Raw genomic sequence first — 17,887 nt, 5'->3', positions numbered from 1 at the left:
GACGCGAAGAACATTAGCACAGCGTCCGACGGGGCTCCCAATCGCCTGGTCAGGGCAGGTGTGCCGCCCTGGTGCAGGGGGAACTTCGCCTTGGTAACGATCCAGCATCTCGGGCAACATCGTCAACCCTTCAGGCGTCCCCTTGTCAGGGGACGCCGACAGACTCCTGTTGCGGACTGTCAGGGCGTTCTGGGGATGAAGCGGAGGACGGGGATGGACCGCAAGCGGGGGGCGCGCCGAGCGCTGGGGATTGTCGCGATCGGGTTGGTTGCGACGTTGATCACAAGTTGTTCGTCGGGCTCGGCTCCGGCCGGGGACGCCGCCGCCGACGAGACGACGACCACGTCGTCGACACCGCCGCCCAAGCCCGTGTCGTTGACCACCGGGCCCGCGGACGCGGCGGTGGACGTGGCGCCCGGCGTGCCGGTCGTGGCCACGGCCACCGACGGCAAGATCACTTCGGTCGCGCTGACGAACCCGGAGGGCGTGGCCGTCGCCGGCCGGCTGAGCCCGGACGGTCTGCAGTGGACCAACACCGAACCGCTGGGCTACCAGAAGACCTACACGCTGGCCGTGACGGGCGAAGGCGCGGACGGCAAGCCGGTCACCAAGAGCTCCACCTTCACCACCGTCAAGCCGCGCACGCTGACCTACCTCTCGGTCAACCCGCAGGACGGCACGACGGTCGGCGTCGGCCAGCCGCTCGCGTTCTACTTCGACGAGCCGATCGCGGACAAGGCCGCCGCCGAGGCCATGATCTCGATCACCACGGAACCGCGCGTCGAAGGCGCCTTCTACTGGTTCGACGAGAAGACCGTGCACTGGCGGCCGCAGGCGTACTGGGCGCCCGGCACCAAGGTCACGATCAACGCCAAGATCTACGGCAAGCACGTGGGCAACGGCGTGTACGGCGAAGAGGACCGCCTGATCACCACCACGATCGGCGACTCCGTCATCCACGAGGCGGACGGCCAGACGCACCAGGTCGTGACGAAGGTCAACGGCCAGGTCGTGCGCACCATGCCGACCTCCATGGGCAACGCGGAGAACCCCACCCCCACGGGCGTCTACGTGCTCACGGAGAAGCACGCGCACATGGTGATGGACTCCCGCACCTACGGCCTCTCGCTGGAGGCGGGCGGCTACGTCACGCCGGTCGACTGGGCCACCCGGATGTCCAACTCCGGCATCTTCTTCCACAGCGCGCCGTGGTCGGTCGGCGACCAGGGCAACCGCAACGTCAGTCACGGCTGCCTGAACCTCTCGCCCGAGAACGCCAAGTGGGTGTTCGACAACGCGAAGCAGGGCGACGTGGTGATCGTCACCAACTCCGGCGGCCCGGAGTTGCAGCCGTGGGACGGTTTCGGCGACTGGCAGGTCCCGTGGGACCAGTGGCTCAAGGGCAACCGGTAGGGCTCAGAGGTCGGTGACGCGACCCGCCGCCACCACCAGGCGGCGGGTCGTGCGCACCGCGTCCAGCATCCGGCGGTCGTGGGTGACCAGCAGCAGGGTGCCCTGGTAGGAGTCGAGGGCGGATTCCAGCTGCTCGATCGCGGGCAGGTCGAGGTGGTTGGTCGGCTCGTCCAGCACGAGCAGGTTCACGCCGCGTGCCTGGAGCAGGGCCAGCGCGGCCCGGGTGCGTTCACCGGGTGAGAGCGACGCCGCGGTCCGCAGCACGTGCGCCGCCTTCAGCCCGAACTTCGCCAGCAGCGTGCGCACGTCGGCGGGCGCCACGTCCGGCACGGCGGAGCCGAAGGCGTCCAGCAGCGGCTCGTCGCCCAGGAACAGGCCGCGTGCCTGGTCGATCTCGCCCACCACGACGCCGGAGCCGAGGGACGACGACCCCGAGGTCAGCGGGACGCGGCCGAGCAGCGCCGCCAGCAACGTCGACTTGCCGGAGCCGTTGGCCCCGGTGATGGCGATCCGGTCCGCCCAGTCCACCTGCAGGTCCACCGGCCCCAGGGTGAACGACCCCCGCGTCACCACCGCCGCCCGCAGCACCGACACCACCGAGCCGGACCGGGGCGCGGCGGCGATCTCCATCCGCAGCTCCCACTCCTTGCGCGGCTCCTCGACCACGTCCAGCCGTTCGATCAGGCGCTCGGTCTGCCGCGCCTTCGAGGCCTGCTTCTCGGTCGCCTCGGTGCGGAACTTGCGCCCCACCTTGTCGTTGTCGGGCGCCTTGCGGCGGGCGTTCTTGACGCCCTTCTCCATCCACGCCCGTTGCGCCCGAGCGCGCTCCTCCAGCGAGGTCCGCGTGGACGCGTACTCCTCGTACTCCTCGCGCGCGTGCCTGCGGGCGATCTCCCGTTCCTCCAGGTACGCCTCGTAGCCGCCGCCGTAGGTCCGCACCTGCTGCTGCGCCAGGTCCAGCTCCACGACCCGCGTCACCGTGCGGGCCAGGAACTCGCGGTCGTGCGAGACCACCACGACGCCCGCGCGCAGCCCCGTCACGAACCGCTCCAGCCGGGCCAGGCCGTCCAGGTCGAGGTCGTTGGTCGGCTCGTCGAGCAGGAACACGTCGTACCTGCTCAGCAGCAACGACGCCATGCTCGCGCGGGCCGCCTGGCCACCGGACAGGGCGGTCATCGGCAGGTCGAGCGAGACGTCCAGCCCCAGGTCGGCCGCCACTTCCAGCGACCGTTCCTCCAGGTCCGCGCCGCCGAGTGCGAGCCACCGCTCCAGCGCGTCGGAGTAGCCGTCGTCACCCGAGCCCGACGACAACGCCTCGGTCGCCCGGTCCAGCTCGGCCTGCGCCGCCGCCACGCCCGTGCGGCGGGCCAGGAACTCGCGCACGGTCTCGCCCGGACGCCGGTCCGGCTCCTGCGGCAGGTGGCCGACGGTCGCGGTGGTCGGTGAGAGGCGGATCACACCCTGCTCGGCGGGCAGCAGGCCCGCGAGGGTCCGCAGCAACGTCGACTTGCCCGCGCCGTTGGCGCCGACCAGGCCGATCACGTCACCGGGTGCGACGACCAGGTCCAGGCCTTCGAACAGCACGCGGTCGCCGTGCCCGGCGGCCAGGTCCTTCGCGACGAGGGTGGCGCTCATGAGGACTCCACGACAAAAGAAGACGCCCCCCGACAGGGCGTCGAGGGGCGTTCCGCTTGGGGTGAGTGACGGGACTTGAACCCGCGACACCTGGGATCACAACCCAGTGCTCTGCCAGCTGAGCTACACCCACCAAGACCGGCTGACCCGGCGCGTGAAGCATACAGTGCCCTACCGCCGGGTCTGAAATCGACCCTATTCCGGGCCGTCGGCGGCCAGCAGTTCGGCGGCGACGGCCTGCGCCTGCTCCGACGACGGCCCTGGTTGCGGCACGAACGCCGTGCGCCGGTAGTACGCCAGCTCGCGGATCGACTCCTTGATGTCGGCGAGCGCGCGGTGGGCCAGGCCCTTGCCCGGCTGCGCGTAGTAGATGCGCGGGTACCAGCGCCGGCACAGCTCCTTGATCGACGACACGTCGACCATCCGGTAGTGCAGGTGGGCGTCGAGCTCGGGCATGTCGCGGGCGATGAACCCGCGGTCGGTGGCGATCGAGTTGCCCGCCAGGGGAGCGGTGCGCGGGTCCGGCACCCACTCCTTGATGTAGGCCAGCACCTGGGCCTCGGCGTCGGCGAGCGACACGGTCGAGCGCCGCACCTCCTCGGTGAGCCCCGACTTGGCGTGCATCTGCATGACGACGTCCGGCATCGAGTCGAGCGCCGTGTCGTCGGCGTGGATCACCACGTCGACCCCGTCGCCGAGCACGTTCAGCTCCGCGTCGGTCACCAGCGCCGCGATCTCGATCAAGGCGTCCTTGCCCAGGTCGAGGCCTGTCATCTCGCAGTCGATCCACACCAAGCGATCCATCACCCGCGCGAGCCTAGTCGCCCCGTCACGCCGGCCCCGCGTCGCTTCGGGTGGCGGTCCCTACCAATCTCATTACGCTCAGGGCAATGACGGCCCAGAGCGACATCGCCGCCGGTTACGCCACGGACGGCGCGGCCGTCGAGCTCGGCGCGGTGCTCGTCGGCGGCGTGGTGGAGCCGACCGCGCGCGTGCGGCTCCCGCTGGCCACGCTGAACCGGCACGGGCTGGTCGCGGGCGCGACCGGCACCGGCAAGACGAAGACGTTGCAGCTGATCGCGGAGCAGTTGTCGGCGGCGGGTGTGCCGGTGGTGATGGCGGACGTGAAGGGCGACCTGTCCGGGCTGTCCCGGCCGGGTGAGGGCGGCGAGCGGGTCACCGCGCGGGCCGCCGAGACGGGTGACGACTGGCGGCCGCAGGCGTGCCCGGTGCAGTTCCTGTCGCTGGGCACGGGCGGCGCGGCGGTGCCGGTGCGGGCGACCGTCACCAGCTTCGGGCCGATCCTGCTGTCGAAGGTCCTCGGGCTCAACGACACCCAGGAGTCCACGCTCGGGCTGATCTTCCACTGGGCCGACACTCGCGGGTTGCCGCTGCTGGACGTCAAGGACCTGCGGTCGGTGATCGGGCACCTCACGTCCGACGAGGGCAAGGCGGACCTGAAGGGCCTGGGCGGGGTGTCGCCGGCGACGGCGGGAGTGATCCTGCGGTCGCTGGTGAACCTGGAGGCGCAGGGCGGCGACACGTTCTTCGGCGAGCCCGAGCTGGACCCGCGCGACCTGATGCGGGTGGTCGACGGTCGCGGCGTGGTGTCGCTGCTGGAGCCGGCGGAGCTGCAGGCCAGGCCGGCGTTGTTCTCGACGTTCCTGATGTGGCTGCTGGCGGAGCTGTTCGAGGTGCTGCCCGAGGAGGGCGACCTGGACCAGCCGAAGCTGGTGTTCTTCTTCGACGAGGCGCACCTGCTGTTCGCCGACGCGTCCAAGGCGTTCCTCGAGCGGATCACCCAGACGGTGAAGCTGATCCGGTCCAAGGGCGTGGGCGTGTTCTTCTGCACCCAGCTGCCGACCGACGTGCCGAACGCGGTGCTGTCGCAGTTGGGCGCACGGGTGCAGCACGCGCTGCGGGCGTTCACGCCGGAGGACCAAGCGGCGTTGGCGAAGACGGTGAGGACGTACCCGACGACACCGCACTACGAGCTGGACGAGGCGTTGAGGTCGTTGGGGATCGGCGAGGCCGTGGTGACGGTGCTGAGCGAGAAGGGCGCGCCGACGCCGGTCGCGTGGACGCGGCTGCGCGCGCCGCGGTCGTTGATGGACACGATCGGGTCGGACGCGATCGGGCAGGCGGCCGAGGCTTCCGAGCTGCACGGCAAGTACGCCGGGACGGTGGACCGGGAGTCGGCCTACGAGAAGCTGGCGGCGAAGGTGGCGCCCCCGCCGGAGACGCCACCTCCACCGCCCGAGGACCGTGTCGAGCCCGAGGACCGTGCCGAGCCCGGACGTCGTGCCGAGCGCGAGGAGCCGGGCGTGGTGGCGCAGGTGCTCGGCAACTCGGCGGTGAAGTCGTTCTTCCGGTCAGCCGCGAGCGCCCTTGGCCGCGAGATCACCCGTGGGCTCTTCGGGACCTCCCGCAAGCGCCGGTGAGCGCTTGACCTTCATGGACAGGAACGCGGCGCCGATGCTGAGCACGCCGGCGACGTACCAGGCCGGGGCGTAGTCGCCGAAGTGGTCGCGGGTCAGGCCGGCGGCGGTGGCGGCGATCGCCGCGCCGATCTGGTGCGAGGCGAAGACCCAGCCGAAGACCACCGGGGCGGACAGGCCGAACACCTGGCGGCACAGCGCCACGGTCGGCGGGACGGTGGCGACCCAGTCCAGGCCGTAGAAGATGATGAACACGAGCATCGACGGGTGCACCGCGTCGTGGAACAGCTGCGGCAGGACGAGGAGTGACGCGCCGCGCAGCGCGTAGTACACGGCGAGCAGGATCCGCGAGTCGACGCGGTCGGTGAGCCAGCCCGACAGGACCGTGCCCGCGATGTCGAAGATCCCCACCAGGGCGAGCAGGCCCGCGGCGGTGGTGGTGGGCATGCCGTGGTCGTGCGCGGCGGGGATGAAGTGGGTGCCGACCAGGCCGTTCGTGGTCGCGCCGCAGATCGCGAAGCCCGCCGCCAGGAACCAGAACGGTCCGGTGCGTGCGGCGCTCGTCAGCGCTCCGACGGCACGCCGGGCCGCGCCGCCCGACGACGGCGTCACGGGCACGACCTCGTCGCCGCCGTAGGGCGGGACGCCGACGTCGGCGGGGTGGTCGCGCAGGAACAGCAGCACCAGCGGCACGACCGCGAGGGCCGCGACCGACACCACGATCGAGGCGCTGCGCCACCCGGACGACTCCGACAGCGCCGCCACGACCGGCAGGAACACCAGCTGACCCGTCGCGCCGCCGGCGGTCAGGATGCCGGTGACCAGGCCGCGGTGCTTGACGAACCACCGGCCGGTGATGGTCGCCACGAACGCCAGCGCCATCGACCCGGTGCCCAGGCCGACCAGCACGCCCCAGAACAGCACCAGCTGCCAGGCCGTGGTCATGAACACGGTCAGCCCGCTGCCCACCGCGACCAGCGTCAACGCCGAGGCCACGACCTTGCGCACACCGAGGCGTTCCATCAGGGCGGCGGCGAAGGGCGCGGTCAGCCCGAACAACATGAGGTTCACCGACACGGCGAAGCCGATCGTGGCGGTGGACCAGCCGAACTCGCGTTGCAGCGGTTCGATCAACGCGCCCGGGGTGGCCCGGAACGCCGCGGCGCCGACGAGCGCGACGAAGGCGACGCCGGCGACCACCCATGCCCAGTTCTGCTTGCTGCGAATCACGTCCACCAGCCTCGACGATTCGACCCGGTGGCGAAAAGTGGCTGGAAGGCCATCATGTGCAAGAATCCGGCCATGGACAGCCGCCACCTGGTCGCCGTGCTCGCGCTGGACGAGGTGGTGACCTTCGACCTGGGCACACCGACGCAGGTCCTCAACGCCGCCCGCGACGAGGACGAGCGGCGGCTCTACCGGGTGCGGGTCTGCACGCCGGGCGGGCGTCCGGTGCGCAGCGCGGCCGGGTTCACCATCACCCCCGACCACGGCCTGGAGCTGCTGGCGGAGGCGGGCACGGTGATCGTGGCCGGCGTGCACTACGGCGCGCGGGTGCTGGCGGACGGCGCCGTGGACGAGCCGGTGCGCGACGCCCTGCTCGCGGCGGCGGCCCGGGGCGCGCGGGTGATGTCGATCTGCACGGGCGCGTTCGTGCTGGCCGCGACGGGTCTGCTGGACGGGCGCAGGGCCACCACGCACTGGGCGCACGCGGACAACTTCCGCCGCCTGTTCCCGCTGGTCGACCTCGACCCGGACGTGCTGTTCGTGGACGAGGGCGACGTGCTGACCTCGGCGGGCGTCGCGGCGGGCGTCGACCTGTGCCTGCACGTCGTGCGGCACGACCACGGCAGCGAGGTGGCGAACATGGCCGCCCGCCGGTGCGTGGTGCCGTCGTGGCGGCCGGGCGGGCAGTCGCAGTTCATCGTCCGCCCGGTCCCCGACCGGGCCGACACGTCCACCGCGCCGGCCCGCGCGTGGGCCGTGGAGCACCTGAACGAGCAGCTGGACCTGCGTGCGCTGGCCGCGCACGCCCGGATGAGCGTGCGGACGTTCACCCGCCGGTTCCGCGAGGAGACCGGCGTGAGCCCCGGCAAGTGGATCACGCAGCAGCGCGTGGAGCGGGCGCGTCACCTGCTGGAGACCACGGACCTGGCCATCGACCAGGTGGCGCGGCACGCGGGCTTCGGCACGGGCGCGGCGCTGCGGCAGCAGCTGGGCGCGACGCTCGGCGTGGCGCCCAGCGTGTACCGGACCACGTTCCGCTCAGTCGGCTAGTTCCAGGAACGGCCGCAGCAGGTCCGGCACCGCCGCGTCGGCCAGCGCCAGACCGTCGGCCTCGGCCACGTCGACCACGTGGTACGCGCCGTCGCCCGCCGCCGTGGTGGCGGTGATCGTGACCAGGCCCGCGCGGCGCTGGAAGAACGAGCGGGAGACGCGCCAGCCGATGATGCCGGTGCGTTGCAGCGCAACGGTTTCGCGGACCGCCGAGCCCGCGCGGGCGAGCAGGTGGCGGTCGGTCAGCGCGTGGCCGAGCGAGCGGTAGCGGTCGTAGCCCAGGGCCGCGGAGAACGGCACCAGCGCCAGCACGACCTGCCACGTCCAGCTCGGCGCGAACCACGCCAGGACCGCCGCCACCACCAGCAGCGGCACGACGGCGCGCACCATCCGGCGGCGCAGCGCGGCCATCGGGTGCCTGCGCAGCGGGGTCCGCGTCGGCGACTCGGCCGCCCGGTCGCCACCGGTCGCCTGGTCCCCGCCGGTCGGCTGGTCGCCACCGGCCGCTTGGTCACCGGTGGTCGGCTGGTCCGTGACTCCGCCGGAGGTCTGCCGCAGCACCTCCGCGGACACGCGGTGCGCCTCCGCGACCGGCGCGGGCGGCAGCAGCAGGTTGCTCTCGCCCTTGCGGCCCAGCCCGGTCGTCACGGTCTTGGCGTGCGCGCCCCGCCCGGCGCGCAGCAGCAGCGGCTCGACCAGCTCGACGCCGCGGAGTCGTTGCTCGGCAACGGAAACCGAGCGCGTGGTGAGCAGGCCGCGGCGCACGCGGACCGTGTCGTCCGGCTCGCGGGTCAGCCGGTAGCCCCAGAACTGCACCACGTACACCAGCGCCGAGCCGAGCGTGGCCACCAGCAGCACGACCGCGCCGATCACCGCGATGGTCAGCCCGAGCGGCTGCTCCGCGACCCAGTGCGCGGCCTCGCTCATCGGCTCGAGCACCTCGATGTCCAGCTCTCGCGCGAAGTTCATCACGAACCCGAACAGCGCGCCGGCGGCCACCAGGCCGGACAACGTCAACGGCGCGTACCGCAGCCACCCGTTGTCCCATTCGGACAGCACGACGCTCGGCCGTGCCTCCTCGACGGCGGCTTCGGCGGCGGCGGTGGGCGCTTCCGCCTTGGCGGTGGTGAGCAGCAGCACGCGGAGCCGTTCCGCCTCGGCCGACGACACCGCGTCCAACGTCAGGCCGTCCTCACCGGGCTGGTCGCGCTGCCCGGTGCCGACCCGGATCGCGGACAGCCCGAACAGCCGGTGCCCGAGCTTCGCGGTCAGGTCCACCGTGCGGATCCGGTCGCGCGGCACCGCCAAGCGCTTGCGCACCAGCAGACCGGTGTGCATCTCGACCTGCTCGGTGGTGATCCGGTAGCGGGTGGTGACCCACCGCAGCAGGCCGAACAGCACGACCGCCACGATCACGGCGACGCCGGCCAGGATGCGCCACGTCTCGCCCTTGCCGAGCACCAGCAGGCCGATGAACACCGGGACCAGGCCGAGCAGCTCGTTGAGCGGGCGGACGACGAGCATCCGCACGTCCAGCCGGTGCCAGTCCACCACCGGTTCGGCGTACTCGGGCGCGGCGGGCAGTTGCGCGGTCACGTGGCATCACCCGGCGTGGCCTGGGTGGTGGTGGTCAGCTCGTCGGCCAACCGCACCGCGTCGTCGTGGTCGAGGCCCTCGATGAGCACGGGGCCGGCGGCCGAGGCGGTGGTCACGGTCACCGTGGACAGCCCGAGGAGCTGTTGCAGGGGACCGCGCTTGGTGTCCACGGTCTGGATGCGCGAGACGGGCGCGATGCGCCACTCCTGGTTCAGCCAGCCGGCCAGCGTGTAGACCGCGTCCGGGGTGGCCTCCCAGCGGTGCACCCGGTACCGCCAGCGCGGCATCACCAGCGTGTGGGCCGTGCCGAGCACGAGGGTCGCGATCGCGGCGGTCACCTGCCACGACGAGGCGGTGAAGATCAGCACCACGAGTTGCGGGGCCAGCAGCACCGCCCAGCCGATCAGCGCGTGCAGCGTCCAGAGGGTGATCGACTTGCGGCTCACCTGGTGCCGCGGCGCGCGCAGGCGCAACACTTCGTTGCTCACGCCGTCCACTGTGCCTCAAGGCCGAGTCCGCGTGCGCGCGAACCCGGCCTCGGGACCGGTCGGTTACGGCTGCGGTGCGTAGGGCGCCTGGAACACCTTGGCCGTGGCGCTCGCGCCCTGGACGGCCGCAGCGGCGGGCACACCGACGACGACCGCGAGACCGGCGCAGATGGCGAGCGCAGCCATGATTCTGTGCAGGGAGTGCACAACCATCGTCGAACTCCGTTCGATCGTAGCGGCTTTGTCGGCAGGGGGGAGCCGGACCAGATCCGCGGGTAACGCCCGGAAGCGTCCAAGCGGAGCATGGCACAGAGGGGTCGTCACGGTCATCACCCACTTCTGCCCCTGCCCGCTAGGCAATACCCCCGGAGCGGTAGCCCCGATCGTCGGGGACATCCCACCATTACGGGTAACGAGCGGGAAACCCGGAAGTGACTCAGTCCAGCAGAGGTCGTGCCCGCGGGTCCTCGTCGAGGTCCACCCACCAGACCGCCGCGCCCGCCCGGTCGCGCACGCCGATCGTCCGGTAGATGCGCTGGAGGTGGTTCTGCACGGTCTTCGGCGACAGCGACAGCTCGGCCGCGATGTCCGTGGTGCTCTCACCGGCGGCGACGCGCCGCAGCACCTCGATGCCGCGCTTGGTCAGCCCGGACCGCAGCGCCCGCGCGATCCGCCGGTTGTCCTGCTCGGCGGTGGCCGAGCTGCGCAGCGGGTCCGGCGACGCCCGGTGCTCCCGCCGCAACCCGAACGTGCGCTCGGCCAGCTGGTCCACCAGCCGCGCGGACAGGTCGTGCTCCCGCATCCGCAGCAGGTCACGGCCTTCCTGGAGCTCCCACAGCCGGTACTGCTCCAGTTGGGACCGGGCGTGTCGCAGCGCCGAGTCCAGCTTCCCGGCCCGCTCGTGGGCCACGCTCAGCGCGCCGTGCGCCCGCACCGCGACCTCCCGCGCCAGCACGCCCATCGCCAGTTCCGCCGCACGGGTGAGCAGCCGCACCTGGTCGTCGTGCCGCTCGCGCACACCGCTGATGCGGGCCCGCGCCATCAGCAGCTCGGCCCGCAGCACGGGCCGGTCGTGCGCGGCGAGCAGCCGGTCGGCCCGCTGGCACGAGCGCAGCGCCCGCTCCACCTCGCCGAGGTCCAGTCGCACGTGGGTGAGCAGCAGGTTCAGCCTGGCCATCCGCAACGGCTGGTCGAGGTGCTTCCACCGGTCCCGGGCCTGCGCGCACAACGCCTCCGCGCGCCGCAGCTTGCGGGTGCACGGCTCGCCGTCCGGGCTGCACCGGCTCGCCGCCGAACGCACCATGCAGTGCTCGTGGTACTGCGTGCGCAGGACGTTGGCCTGCTCGAACAGGATCGAGCCGATCAGCTCGACGTCCTTGGTCAGCTCGGCGAGGCCGAGGGCGCGGGCCAGCGAGTGCAGCGACCGCTCCCGCGAGTCCAGCCGCAGCTCCACCACGGCCTGCGAGAAGCTGCACCACGCCTGGAGCCCGACGTGCCGGTTGGCCGCCGCGATGGCCTGCACCCGGTCGATGGTGTCCAGCGCGCCGGGCAGCAGCCCGCGCTTGCCCAGCGCCACGGACTGGGCCAGCACGCTGTGCGCCACGCCCTCGGCGTCGTCCAGCCACGAGAACGCGGCCACCGCCTTCTCGGCGGACTCCAGCGCGTCACCGGGGCGGCCCTCGTCCAACGCCATCCGCGCCTCGCGCAGGTTGGCCACCGCGGCCTCGCGCGGACCGGCCGCTCGCTGGACGGGAATCGTCATCGTCTGCCCCCGCCGCAGAGGGTACTCACCCCAGCTCCCGCTTGAGCACCTTCCCGGTCTCGTTGCGCGGCAGGGCGTCGAGGAAGACCACGTCCCTGGGCACGGAGAACCTGGCCAGGTTGCCGCGCACGTGGTCGAGCACGGCGTCCTCGTCCAGCGCGCCGGGTTCCTCGCGCACGACGTACGCGGCGAGCCGTTGGCCGAACTTCTCGTCCGGCACGCCGACCACGGCCACCTCGCGCACCCCGGCCAGGCCCGCGAGCAGGTCCTCGACCTCGCGCGGGTACACGTTCTCGCCGCCGGAGACGATCATCTCGTCGTCGCGGCCGGCGACGAACAGCAGGCCGTCGTGGTCGCGGTGGCCCACGTCCCCGGTCGACATGAGCCCGTTCCGGACCTCCTTGCCCGCGCCGTTGGTGTAGCCGTCGAACAGCATCTCGTTGGCCACGAAGATGCGGCCGGTCACGCCCACGGGCACCGGGTCGCCCGCGTCGTCCAGGATCTCCAGCCGGGTGCCGTGCGGCGGCAGGCCCGCCGTGTCCGGGTGGCGGGCCAGCTCGTCGGGCCGGGCGATGGTCACCCACGAGACCTCGGTGGAGCCGTAGAGGTTGTAGAGGACCGGGCCGAACTCCTCCAGGCACCGCCGCGCCACCGGTGGCGGCAACGCCGAGCCGCTGGACGCGATGACCCGCAGCTCCGGCAGGTGCGGGCGACCGGTCAGCTCCAGCACGCGTTGCAGCATCACGGGCACGGCGAACAACGCGTCGCTGCCGTGCCTGCGGGCGTCGGCGAGGACGAGCGCCGGGTCGAACCTGCGCCGCAGCACGAACGTCGCGCCGAGCACGAGCCCGATCTGGAACGCGGCCAGGCCCCAGGTGTGGAACAGCGGCGCCGGCACGGAGAACCGGTCGCCCGCCTTGAGCGGGATGCGGGACAGCAGCGCGGCGGCGGGCGCGAGGCTGGCCGGCTCCGGCCGCTTGGCGCCCTTCGGCGCGCCCGTGGTGCCCGACGTCAGCACGATCATCCGGCCGCGCGGCGGGCGCCTGGGCAGCGGTGTGGCGGGGGAGGCCGCGATCAGCTGCTCCACGGTCTTGCTCTTGGTGGCGCCCTCCACCCACGCCATCACCCGGCGGACCTTGCGCGGCGCGTTGGCCAGCAGGTCGCGGAACTCGGTGTCGGCGACGACCACCGACACGTCCTGCTCGCGCAGCACCACGGCGATCTGGGCCGCGCTCAACCCGGTGTTCAGCAGCACGGTGTGCGCGCCGAGCTTCACGCACGCGGCCACGGTCTCCACGAAACCGCGGTGGTTGCGGCACAGCACCGCGACCTTCGTCCCCGACCGCACGCCCAGGTCGTGCAGGCCGTGCGCGAGCCGGGTGGTGCGCTCGTCGACCTCGGCGTAGGTGAGCGTGCCCGCGTCGTCGATGATCGCCGGCCGGTCGGGGTGGCGCGCGGCGCCGGTGGCGAAGCCGAACGCGACCGTGATGTCCCACTGGAGGAAGGCGTCCACGACGCCGAGCAGCCTGCCGGGGCCCATCGGCCGCACGACACCGGCGCGCACCAGCGTCACCAACGCGCGCAGCGCTCCCACGACCCGGTTCACCGCGCCGCCCGCAGGACGAGGCGGGTGACGCCCGCGGCGACGGAGGCCGGCGGCGACGTGCGCGGCGTGCCCGTCTCCGGCATGGCCCGGTACGCGAGGTGCAGCAGCGACCGCACGGTCTTCGGCGCGGTCTTGCGCGCGAGCTCGGCCGGCAGCCCGGACGGGAGGTTGACCTCCTCGGGGCGGCGGCGCAGCGCGCGCACGACCCACTGCGCCGCGCGTTCGGGCGTCGCCGCCGGGAACGCGTCGTAGGCCTCCGTCGGCCCGATCACGGGTGTTCGCACCAGTGGCATCCGCACGGAGGTGAAGGTGACACCGTCGGCGACGGTCTCGCCGGCCGCCACCCGGCTGAACGCGCCCAGCGCGCTCTTCGAGGCCAGGTAGGCGGAGAAGCGCGGCGTGCTGAGCTGCACGCCCATGCTGGAGATGTTCACGATGTGCCCGGATCGCCGTTCCCGCATGTGCGGCAGCAGGCCGAGGACCAGCCGCAGCGGTGCGAAGTAGTTCAACGCCATGGTGCGCTCGTAGTCGTGCAACCGGTCCACGGACAGGTGCACGCTGCGCCGGATCGACCGGCCCGCGTTGTTGACCAGCGCGTCGACGCCGTCGTGCGCCGCGAGGACCTGCTTGAGCAGCGCGTCGACCGCTTCACCGTCCGTCAGGTCGCACGGGTAGGTGTGCGCGGTGCCGCCTGCCGCGCGGATCCGCTCGGCGACGACCTCCAGCTCGTCGGCCCGGCGGGCGACCAGCAGCGGCACCGCTCCCTCCCGGGCCACGGCGAGCGCGGTGGCCGCGCCGATGCCCGACGACGCGCCGGTGATCAGCACCGTCCTCCCGGCCAGGCCGTGCTTCCGGGCGGCGCGCAGCGGGTCGAGGTGCTCCGCCCAGTACCGCCACAGCGTGGGCGCGTAGGTGGTGAAGTCGGGCGGTTCCAGGCCGGTGACCGCGCGCGTGGCGGTCGAGTCGAACTCGGCGTGCCCCGCGAGGTGCGGCAGGACCCGGGGCGGGATGCCCAGCTCGGTGAGCACGCCGGTGGCGATCGCGCTCGTCGGCGCGGCGGGCAGCGGCATCGGCAGGGTGAACCGGACCTTGGGCGCGCCGGCGGCGTCGGCCAGCGCGTTGTGCACCTCGTCGAGCGTCCGGGAGCGGCGGGCGGTGAGGTGGAAGGTGCTGCCGGACGGCACGTCGGCGTGGATCAACCGGTCCAGGGTCCGCACCACGTGGTCGACCGGGACCAGGTTCGCGGCGCCGAAGTGCGGCGCGAGCAGGGGCAGCCGGCGCGGCAGGCGGGCGAGCGCGGCCAGCGCGGGGAAGAAGTGGTACGGGCCGTCGGCTTTGTCGGTCTCGCCGGTGCGCGAGTCGCCGACCACGACGCCCGGTCGGTACACGCGCCACGGCGTGCCCTGCTCGCGGGCGATCTTCTCGGCGGCGTGCTTGGTCGCGTGGTACGGCGAGGGCAGGTGCTGGCCGAGGTCGAAGTCGTCCTCGGTGAACGCGCCCCGGTGATCGCCCGCGACCGCGATGGACGACACGTGGTGCAGCAGCCCGCACCCGGTGCGCTCGGCGTACTCCACGACCCGCCGGGTGCCCTCGACGTTGACGGCGTGGTGCTCGTCGGCGGACGCGGTGAAGTCGTGGACGGCGGCCAGGTGCACGACGTGGTCGACCCGCTCGGCGTCGAAGGGCGAGGTGAGGTCGCCCAGCACCGGCGTCAGCTTGTCGTGACGCTCCAGCCGGTCCACCGACTGGGGCCTGACCAGCGCGAACACCCGCTCGCAGGCCGGCTGCCGGAGGAGCTCGGCGACCAGGCGCCTGCCGATGAAACCCGTCGCGCCGGTGACGAAGTAGGTACTCACGGACCCGATACTGACATTACCTACCCGTGAGTAGGAAGAGCGCGGCGGGAAATCGGGGTGGTGGTGATCAGTTTTCCGGCGTGCCGGACGCGTTCACCACCGCGTCGCGCAACGCCGCGCGCAGGCGGCCCACCTCCAGCGGCGTCAGCACGGCCGCCTCGCCCGGCGGCACGGTCACCACGACGTGGCCCTGGCTGATGAACACGGTCATGTCACGGCGGCGTGACGCGATGTCGCGGCAGGAGATCTGCCACTCCTTGCCTGTACTCACGGCCCCCAACCTCCAGGTGTGTCGGCACGGCGTGCTCGGACCAATCCGGGCGCTCGTGGGGAGGAGACGCACGCGGGTTGGCGCCATGACGGGACATTCCGCCGGGCGACCCTGCCGAGCGTCGCTAGCCTCGCACGAGGCGGTCACGGCGGTCACCTGAAGGAGTGAGAAAACGGCTGAACCGCAACGGATCGTGATAATCGGGTCGGGCCTGGTCGGCGCCGCGACGCGGTGGTGGCGCGGTGACGACCGGCGACGGTCACATGCAGGAGCCGCTGTCGGGTCCGTGGTCGACCGCGATCAGGCGCTCCAGCAGCTCACGCAGGGCGTGGGCCTCCGCCGGTTCGAGCCCGGCGGTGAACTCCCGCTCCACCTGGACGTGCAGCTTCTCGACCTCGCGCTGGACGACCCGGCCCTGCTCGGTGATCACCGGCACGCGCACGCGCCGGTCGTTCGGGTCCGGCTTGCGCATGATCAGCCCGGCGCGTTCCAGCCGGTCCAGTTCCGCGGTCAGCGTGGTCTTGTCCACGCCGAGCGCGTGGCCGAGCGCGAGCTGGGTGCGCTGGAACTCCTCGCTGGCCAACGCGCTCAGCACGATCTGGCCCCGGGTGGTGATGCCGTGCCGCACCGCCGCTTCCTGCGCGACCGCGCCCAGCTTCTGCGCCGCCCGGTGCAGCAGCCAGTTCAAGCCCGCACGGCTGGTGCAGCCGAGGTCAGGGGCGAGATCCATCCTCCGATCATACCCCGGCTGTGAGATATTCCCGAGTGAGAACGTCTTGACTCGGAACTACTCTGGCAATATGTTCCGAGACGAGAACTTCTGAGGGAGAACAATGGCGCACTTGTTGCACATCGACACCAGCCTGCGGTTCGAGGGATCGGTGTCACGCGAGGTCAGCGGCGCTTTCGCGGAGGCGTGGCGCTCCGCGCGCCCGGACGGCGGGTACACCTACCGCGACCTGGCCGCCGACCCGCTGCCGCACGTCGACCCGGCCGCCCTGGCCACCCGGGAGGCCGACGGCGACCGGCCGCTGGAGCGGCGGCTGGTCGCGGAGGTGAAGGCGGCGGACACGCTGCTGCTCGGCGTGCCGATGTACAACTACGGCGTGCCGTCGAGCCTGAAGGCCTGGCTGGACTGGGTCATGGTGCCGGAGCTGTTCGCCGACCAGCAGACCGGCGAGGGCGTGCTCACCGGCAAGCGGGTCGTGGTCGTCACCGCGCGGGGCGGTTCCTACGCGCCCGGCACGCCGCGGCACCCGTTCGACTTCCAGGAGCCGTACCTGCGCGCGGTGTTCGGCATGGTGGGCCTGGACCGGGACCTGGAGTTCGTGCACGCCGAGCTGACGCTGGCCGGCGTGGTGCCGCACATGGCCCAGTTCCGCGAACTCGCGGTGGCCTCCTTGGAGGACGCGCACCGGGTGGTGCGCGAGTTGGCCGTCGCCTGAGGGGAGAGCGGGTGACGGGCCGTGGTCGAGGGGGCGGCCCGTCACCCGATAGTGCAAGCGTCGTCGGCCTGCCACCATGTGGGCCATGTCGGAGTCGATCGCCGCGGTCGTGGTGCGTGCCGCCGAGCTGACCGCCCGCGGGATGCCGCGCCAGGCGATCGAACTGCTCCAACCGGCCCTCGCGGTCAACCCCCTGCACGGCGAGGCGTGGTGCCGACTGGCCGCCGCCCACCTCGACGCGGGCGAGCCCGACCCGGCCCTCACCGCCGCCAAGCGCGCCCTCGTGCTCGACGGCGACCCGGCGTGGGCGCAGCGGCTGACCGCGCTGGCGTTGAGCGAACTGGGCAGGCACCCGGAGGCGGTGGTCGCGGCCCGGGAGTGCGTGCGCCGCAAACCCCGCGACTGGCGGTGCCAGGTGGTGCTGGCCGAAGTGCTGGCCGACAGCCCCGGAGGGCAGCGCGAGGCCGTGGAGGTGGCCCGGGAGGCCGCGCACCTCGCGCCCGCGGAAGCCCGCCCGTTCCAGGTGCTCGGCGACTCCGCGTTGCGGGTGCGCGACTGGGGCACCGCCGAACGCGCCTACCGCACCGCCTTGCGCCTGGACCCCGCCGACGACGACGTGCGCGCGAACCTCGCCACCGTCCGGCGCAAGCGCGGCGGCGCGCCCGTGCCGCCACCGTCCGGCGAAGCCCTGCACGCCGCGCACGTCCTGGCCTGGCCCGTGCTGTCGCGGCTCGCCGCGCTGCTCGTCGCCGGCGGCCTGGTCCTGCTGCTCGGTGGCATGCCGAAACCGACGCCGCTGCTCGGCTGGTTCGCCGGCCTGCTGGTCGTCGCCTGCCTGGTGGTCGGCGGGCTGCCGCTGGCGAAGGCCCGTGGCGGTGTGCGGCGGGCGTTGCTGCGGCTGCCGCTGCACCGGCCCAAGGTGGCCGTCGTCACGACGATGTTCGCGCTGTCGGCGGTGATCCTCGCCGGCTGGGCGGTGGCGCTCCTGCTCGGCGCCACCACGATGCAGCCGCTCGTCATCGCCTGGCTGTGCGCCCTGGTCGGCGGAGCGGTCGTGGTCCTGGCCGGCGGTCGCTAACCTGGCGTCGGGGAGGAAGCCG

The 17,887-nt window shown here is 72.7% G+C and carries 16 protein-coding genes and 1 tRNA gene; 5 read left to right on the top strand and 12 right to left on the bottom strand.

Annotated features, from left to right (window positions below; translation table 11 throughout):
* The first annotated feature begins 276 nt into the window (after nucleotides 1–276).
* On the top strand, nucleotides 277–1,413 hold the full coding sequence (locus tag EDD40_RS16780) for a L,D-transpeptidase (protein WP_342777770.1): 1,137 nt from the start codon (nucleotides 277–279) through the stop codon (nucleotides 1,411–1,413).
* A 3-nt stretch (nucleotides 1,414–1,416) separates the two neighbouring features.
* Here EDD40_RS16780 and EDD40_RS16775 read toward each other — a convergent pair whose 3' ends face one another.
* The 3 genes from EDD40_RS16775 to orn all read right to left on the bottom strand — a co-directional run bounded on the left by EDD40_RS16775 (nucleotide 1,417) and on the right by orn (nucleotide 3,855).
* Nucleotides 1,417–3,048, bottom strand: coding sequence for an ABC-F family ATP-binding cassette domain-containing protein (locus EDD40_RS16775; protein WP_123743755.1), 1,632 nt, complete (start codon nucleotides 3,046–3,048; stop codon nucleotides 1,417–1,419).
* A gap of 57 nt (nucleotides 3,049–3,105) precedes the next feature.
* A tRNA-His gene (locus EDD40_RS16770) sits at nucleotides 3,106–3,181 on the bottom strand.
* Nucleotides 3,182–3,243: 62 nt separating this feature from the next.
* On the bottom strand, nucleotides 3,244–3,855 hold the full coding sequence (gene orn / locus EDD40_RS16765) for an oligoribonuclease (protein ID WP_123743754.1): 612 nt from the start codon (nucleotides 3,853–3,855) through the stop codon (nucleotides 3,244–3,246).
* 83 nt (nucleotides 3,856–3,938) lie between these two features.
* On the opposite strand from orn, the gene EDD40_RS16760 reads away from it, so the two are divergent.
* Nucleotides 3,939–5,489, top strand: a complete 1,551-nt coding sequence (locus tag EDD40_RS16760; RefSeq protein ID WP_123743753.1) for a helicase HerA-like domain-containing protein — start codon at nucleotides 3,939–3,941, stop codon at nucleotides 5,487–5,489.
* Here the strand turns inward: EDD40_RS16760 and EDD40_RS16755 are convergent.
* A complete protein-coding gene (locus tag EDD40_RS16755; RefSeq protein WP_123748071.1) occupies nucleotides 5,421–6,716 on the bottom strand; it encodes an MFS transporter in 1,296 nt (431 codons plus the stop codon). The two genes, EDD40_RS16760 and EDD40_RS16755, sit on opposite strands and share 69 nt — an antisense overlap.
* Nucleotides 6,717–6,788: 72 nt before the next feature.
* Between EDD40_RS16755 and EDD40_RS16750 the strand changes: the two genes are divergently transcribed.
* Nucleotides 6,789–7,763, top strand: a complete 975-nt coding sequence (locus tag EDD40_RS16750; RefSeq protein ID WP_246037696.1) for a GlxA family transcriptional regulator — start codon at nucleotides 6,789–6,791, stop codon at nucleotides 7,761–7,763.
* Here EDD40_RS16750 and EDD40_RS16745 read toward each other — a convergent pair.
* The 8 genes from EDD40_RS16745 to EDD40_RS16715 all read right to left on the bottom strand — a co-directional run bounded on the left by EDD40_RS16745 (nucleotide 7,752) and on the right by EDD40_RS16715 (nucleotide 16,072).
* Entirely contained in the window at nucleotides 7,752–9,287 is a 1,536-nt protein-coding gene (locus EDD40_RS16745) for a PH domain-containing protein (protein WP_123748070.1), read from the bottom strand. The genes EDD40_RS16750 and EDD40_RS16745 overlap by 12 nt on opposite strands.
* Nucleotides 9,288–9,355: 68 nt before the next feature.
* A complete protein-coding gene (locus EDD40_RS16740; protein ID WP_246037695.1) occupies nucleotides 9,356–9,847 on the bottom strand; it encodes a PH domain-containing protein in 492 nt (163 codons plus the stop codon).
* 63 nt (nucleotides 9,848–9,910) lie between these two features.
* On the bottom strand, nucleotides 9,911–10,033 hold the full coding sequence (locus EDD40_RS44390; RefSeq protein WP_268957674.1) for a hypothetical protein: 123 nt from the start codon (nucleotides 10,031–10,033) through the stop codon (nucleotides 9,911–9,913).
* Nucleotides 10,034–10,283: 250 nt separating this feature from the next.
* Nucleotides 10,284–11,609, bottom strand: a complete 1,326-nt coding sequence (locus EDD40_RS16735) for a helix-turn-helix domain-containing protein (protein ID WP_148088823.1) — start codon at nucleotides 11,607–11,609, stop codon at nucleotides 10,284–10,286.
* Nucleotides 11,610–11,634: 25 nt separating this feature from the next.
* Nucleotides 11,635–13,203, bottom strand: a complete 1,569-nt coding sequence (locus EDD40_RS16730) for an AMP-binding protein (protein WP_236594724.1) — start codon at nucleotides 13,201–13,203, stop codon at nucleotides 11,635–11,637.
* 8 nt (nucleotides 13,204–13,211) lie between these two features.
* On the bottom strand, nucleotides 13,212–15,071 hold the full coding sequence (locus EDD40_RS16725; RefSeq protein ID WP_123743749.1) for an SDR family oxidoreductase: 1,860 nt from the start codon (nucleotides 15,069–15,071) through the stop codon (nucleotides 13,212–13,214).
* 67 nt (nucleotides 15,072–15,138) lie between these two features.
* On the bottom strand, nucleotides 15,139–15,342 hold the full coding sequence (locus EDD40_RS16720; RefSeq protein WP_123743748.1) for a hypothetical protein: 204 nt from the start codon (nucleotides 15,340–15,342) through the stop codon (nucleotides 15,139–15,141).
* Between the two features lie 259 nt (nucleotides 15,343–15,601).
* Nucleotides 15,602–16,072 (bottom strand): MarR family winged helix-turn-helix transcriptional regulator, encoded by a 471-nt coding sequence (locus EDD40_RS16715; protein WP_123743747.1) that lies wholly within the window; start codon nucleotides 16,070–16,072, stop codon nucleotides 15,602–15,604.
* Nucleotides 16,073–16,175: 103 nt separating this feature from the next.
* On the opposite strand from EDD40_RS16715, the gene EDD40_RS16710 reads away from it, so the two are divergent.
* Together EDD40_RS16710 and EDD40_RS16705 are read left to right on the top strand one after the other, a co-directional pair.
* The gene (locus EDD40_RS16710) at nucleotides 16,176–16,787 is read left to right on the top strand and encodes an FMN-dependent NADH-azoreductase (RefSeq protein WP_123743746.1); all 612 of its coding nucleotides are present in this window, start codon (nucleotides 16,176–16,178) and stop codon (nucleotides 16,785–16,787) included.
* An 85-nt stretch (nucleotides 16,788–16,872) separates the two neighbouring features.
* A complete protein-coding gene (locus tag EDD40_RS16705) occupies nucleotides 16,873–17,865 on the top strand; it encodes a tetratricopeptide repeat protein (RefSeq protein ID WP_123748068.1) in 993 nt (330 codons plus the stop codon).
* Nucleotides 17,866–17,887: the final 22 nt, after the last annotated feature.

It is taken from the genome of Saccharothrix texasensis (genome assembly GCF_003752005.1).
In the GTDB taxonomy this organism is placed as follows: Bacteria; Actinomycetota; Actinomycetes; order Mycobacteriales; family Pseudonocardiaceae; genus Actinosynnema; species Actinosynnema texasense.
This window is presented reverse-complemented; position numbering and strand designations above follow the sequence as displayed.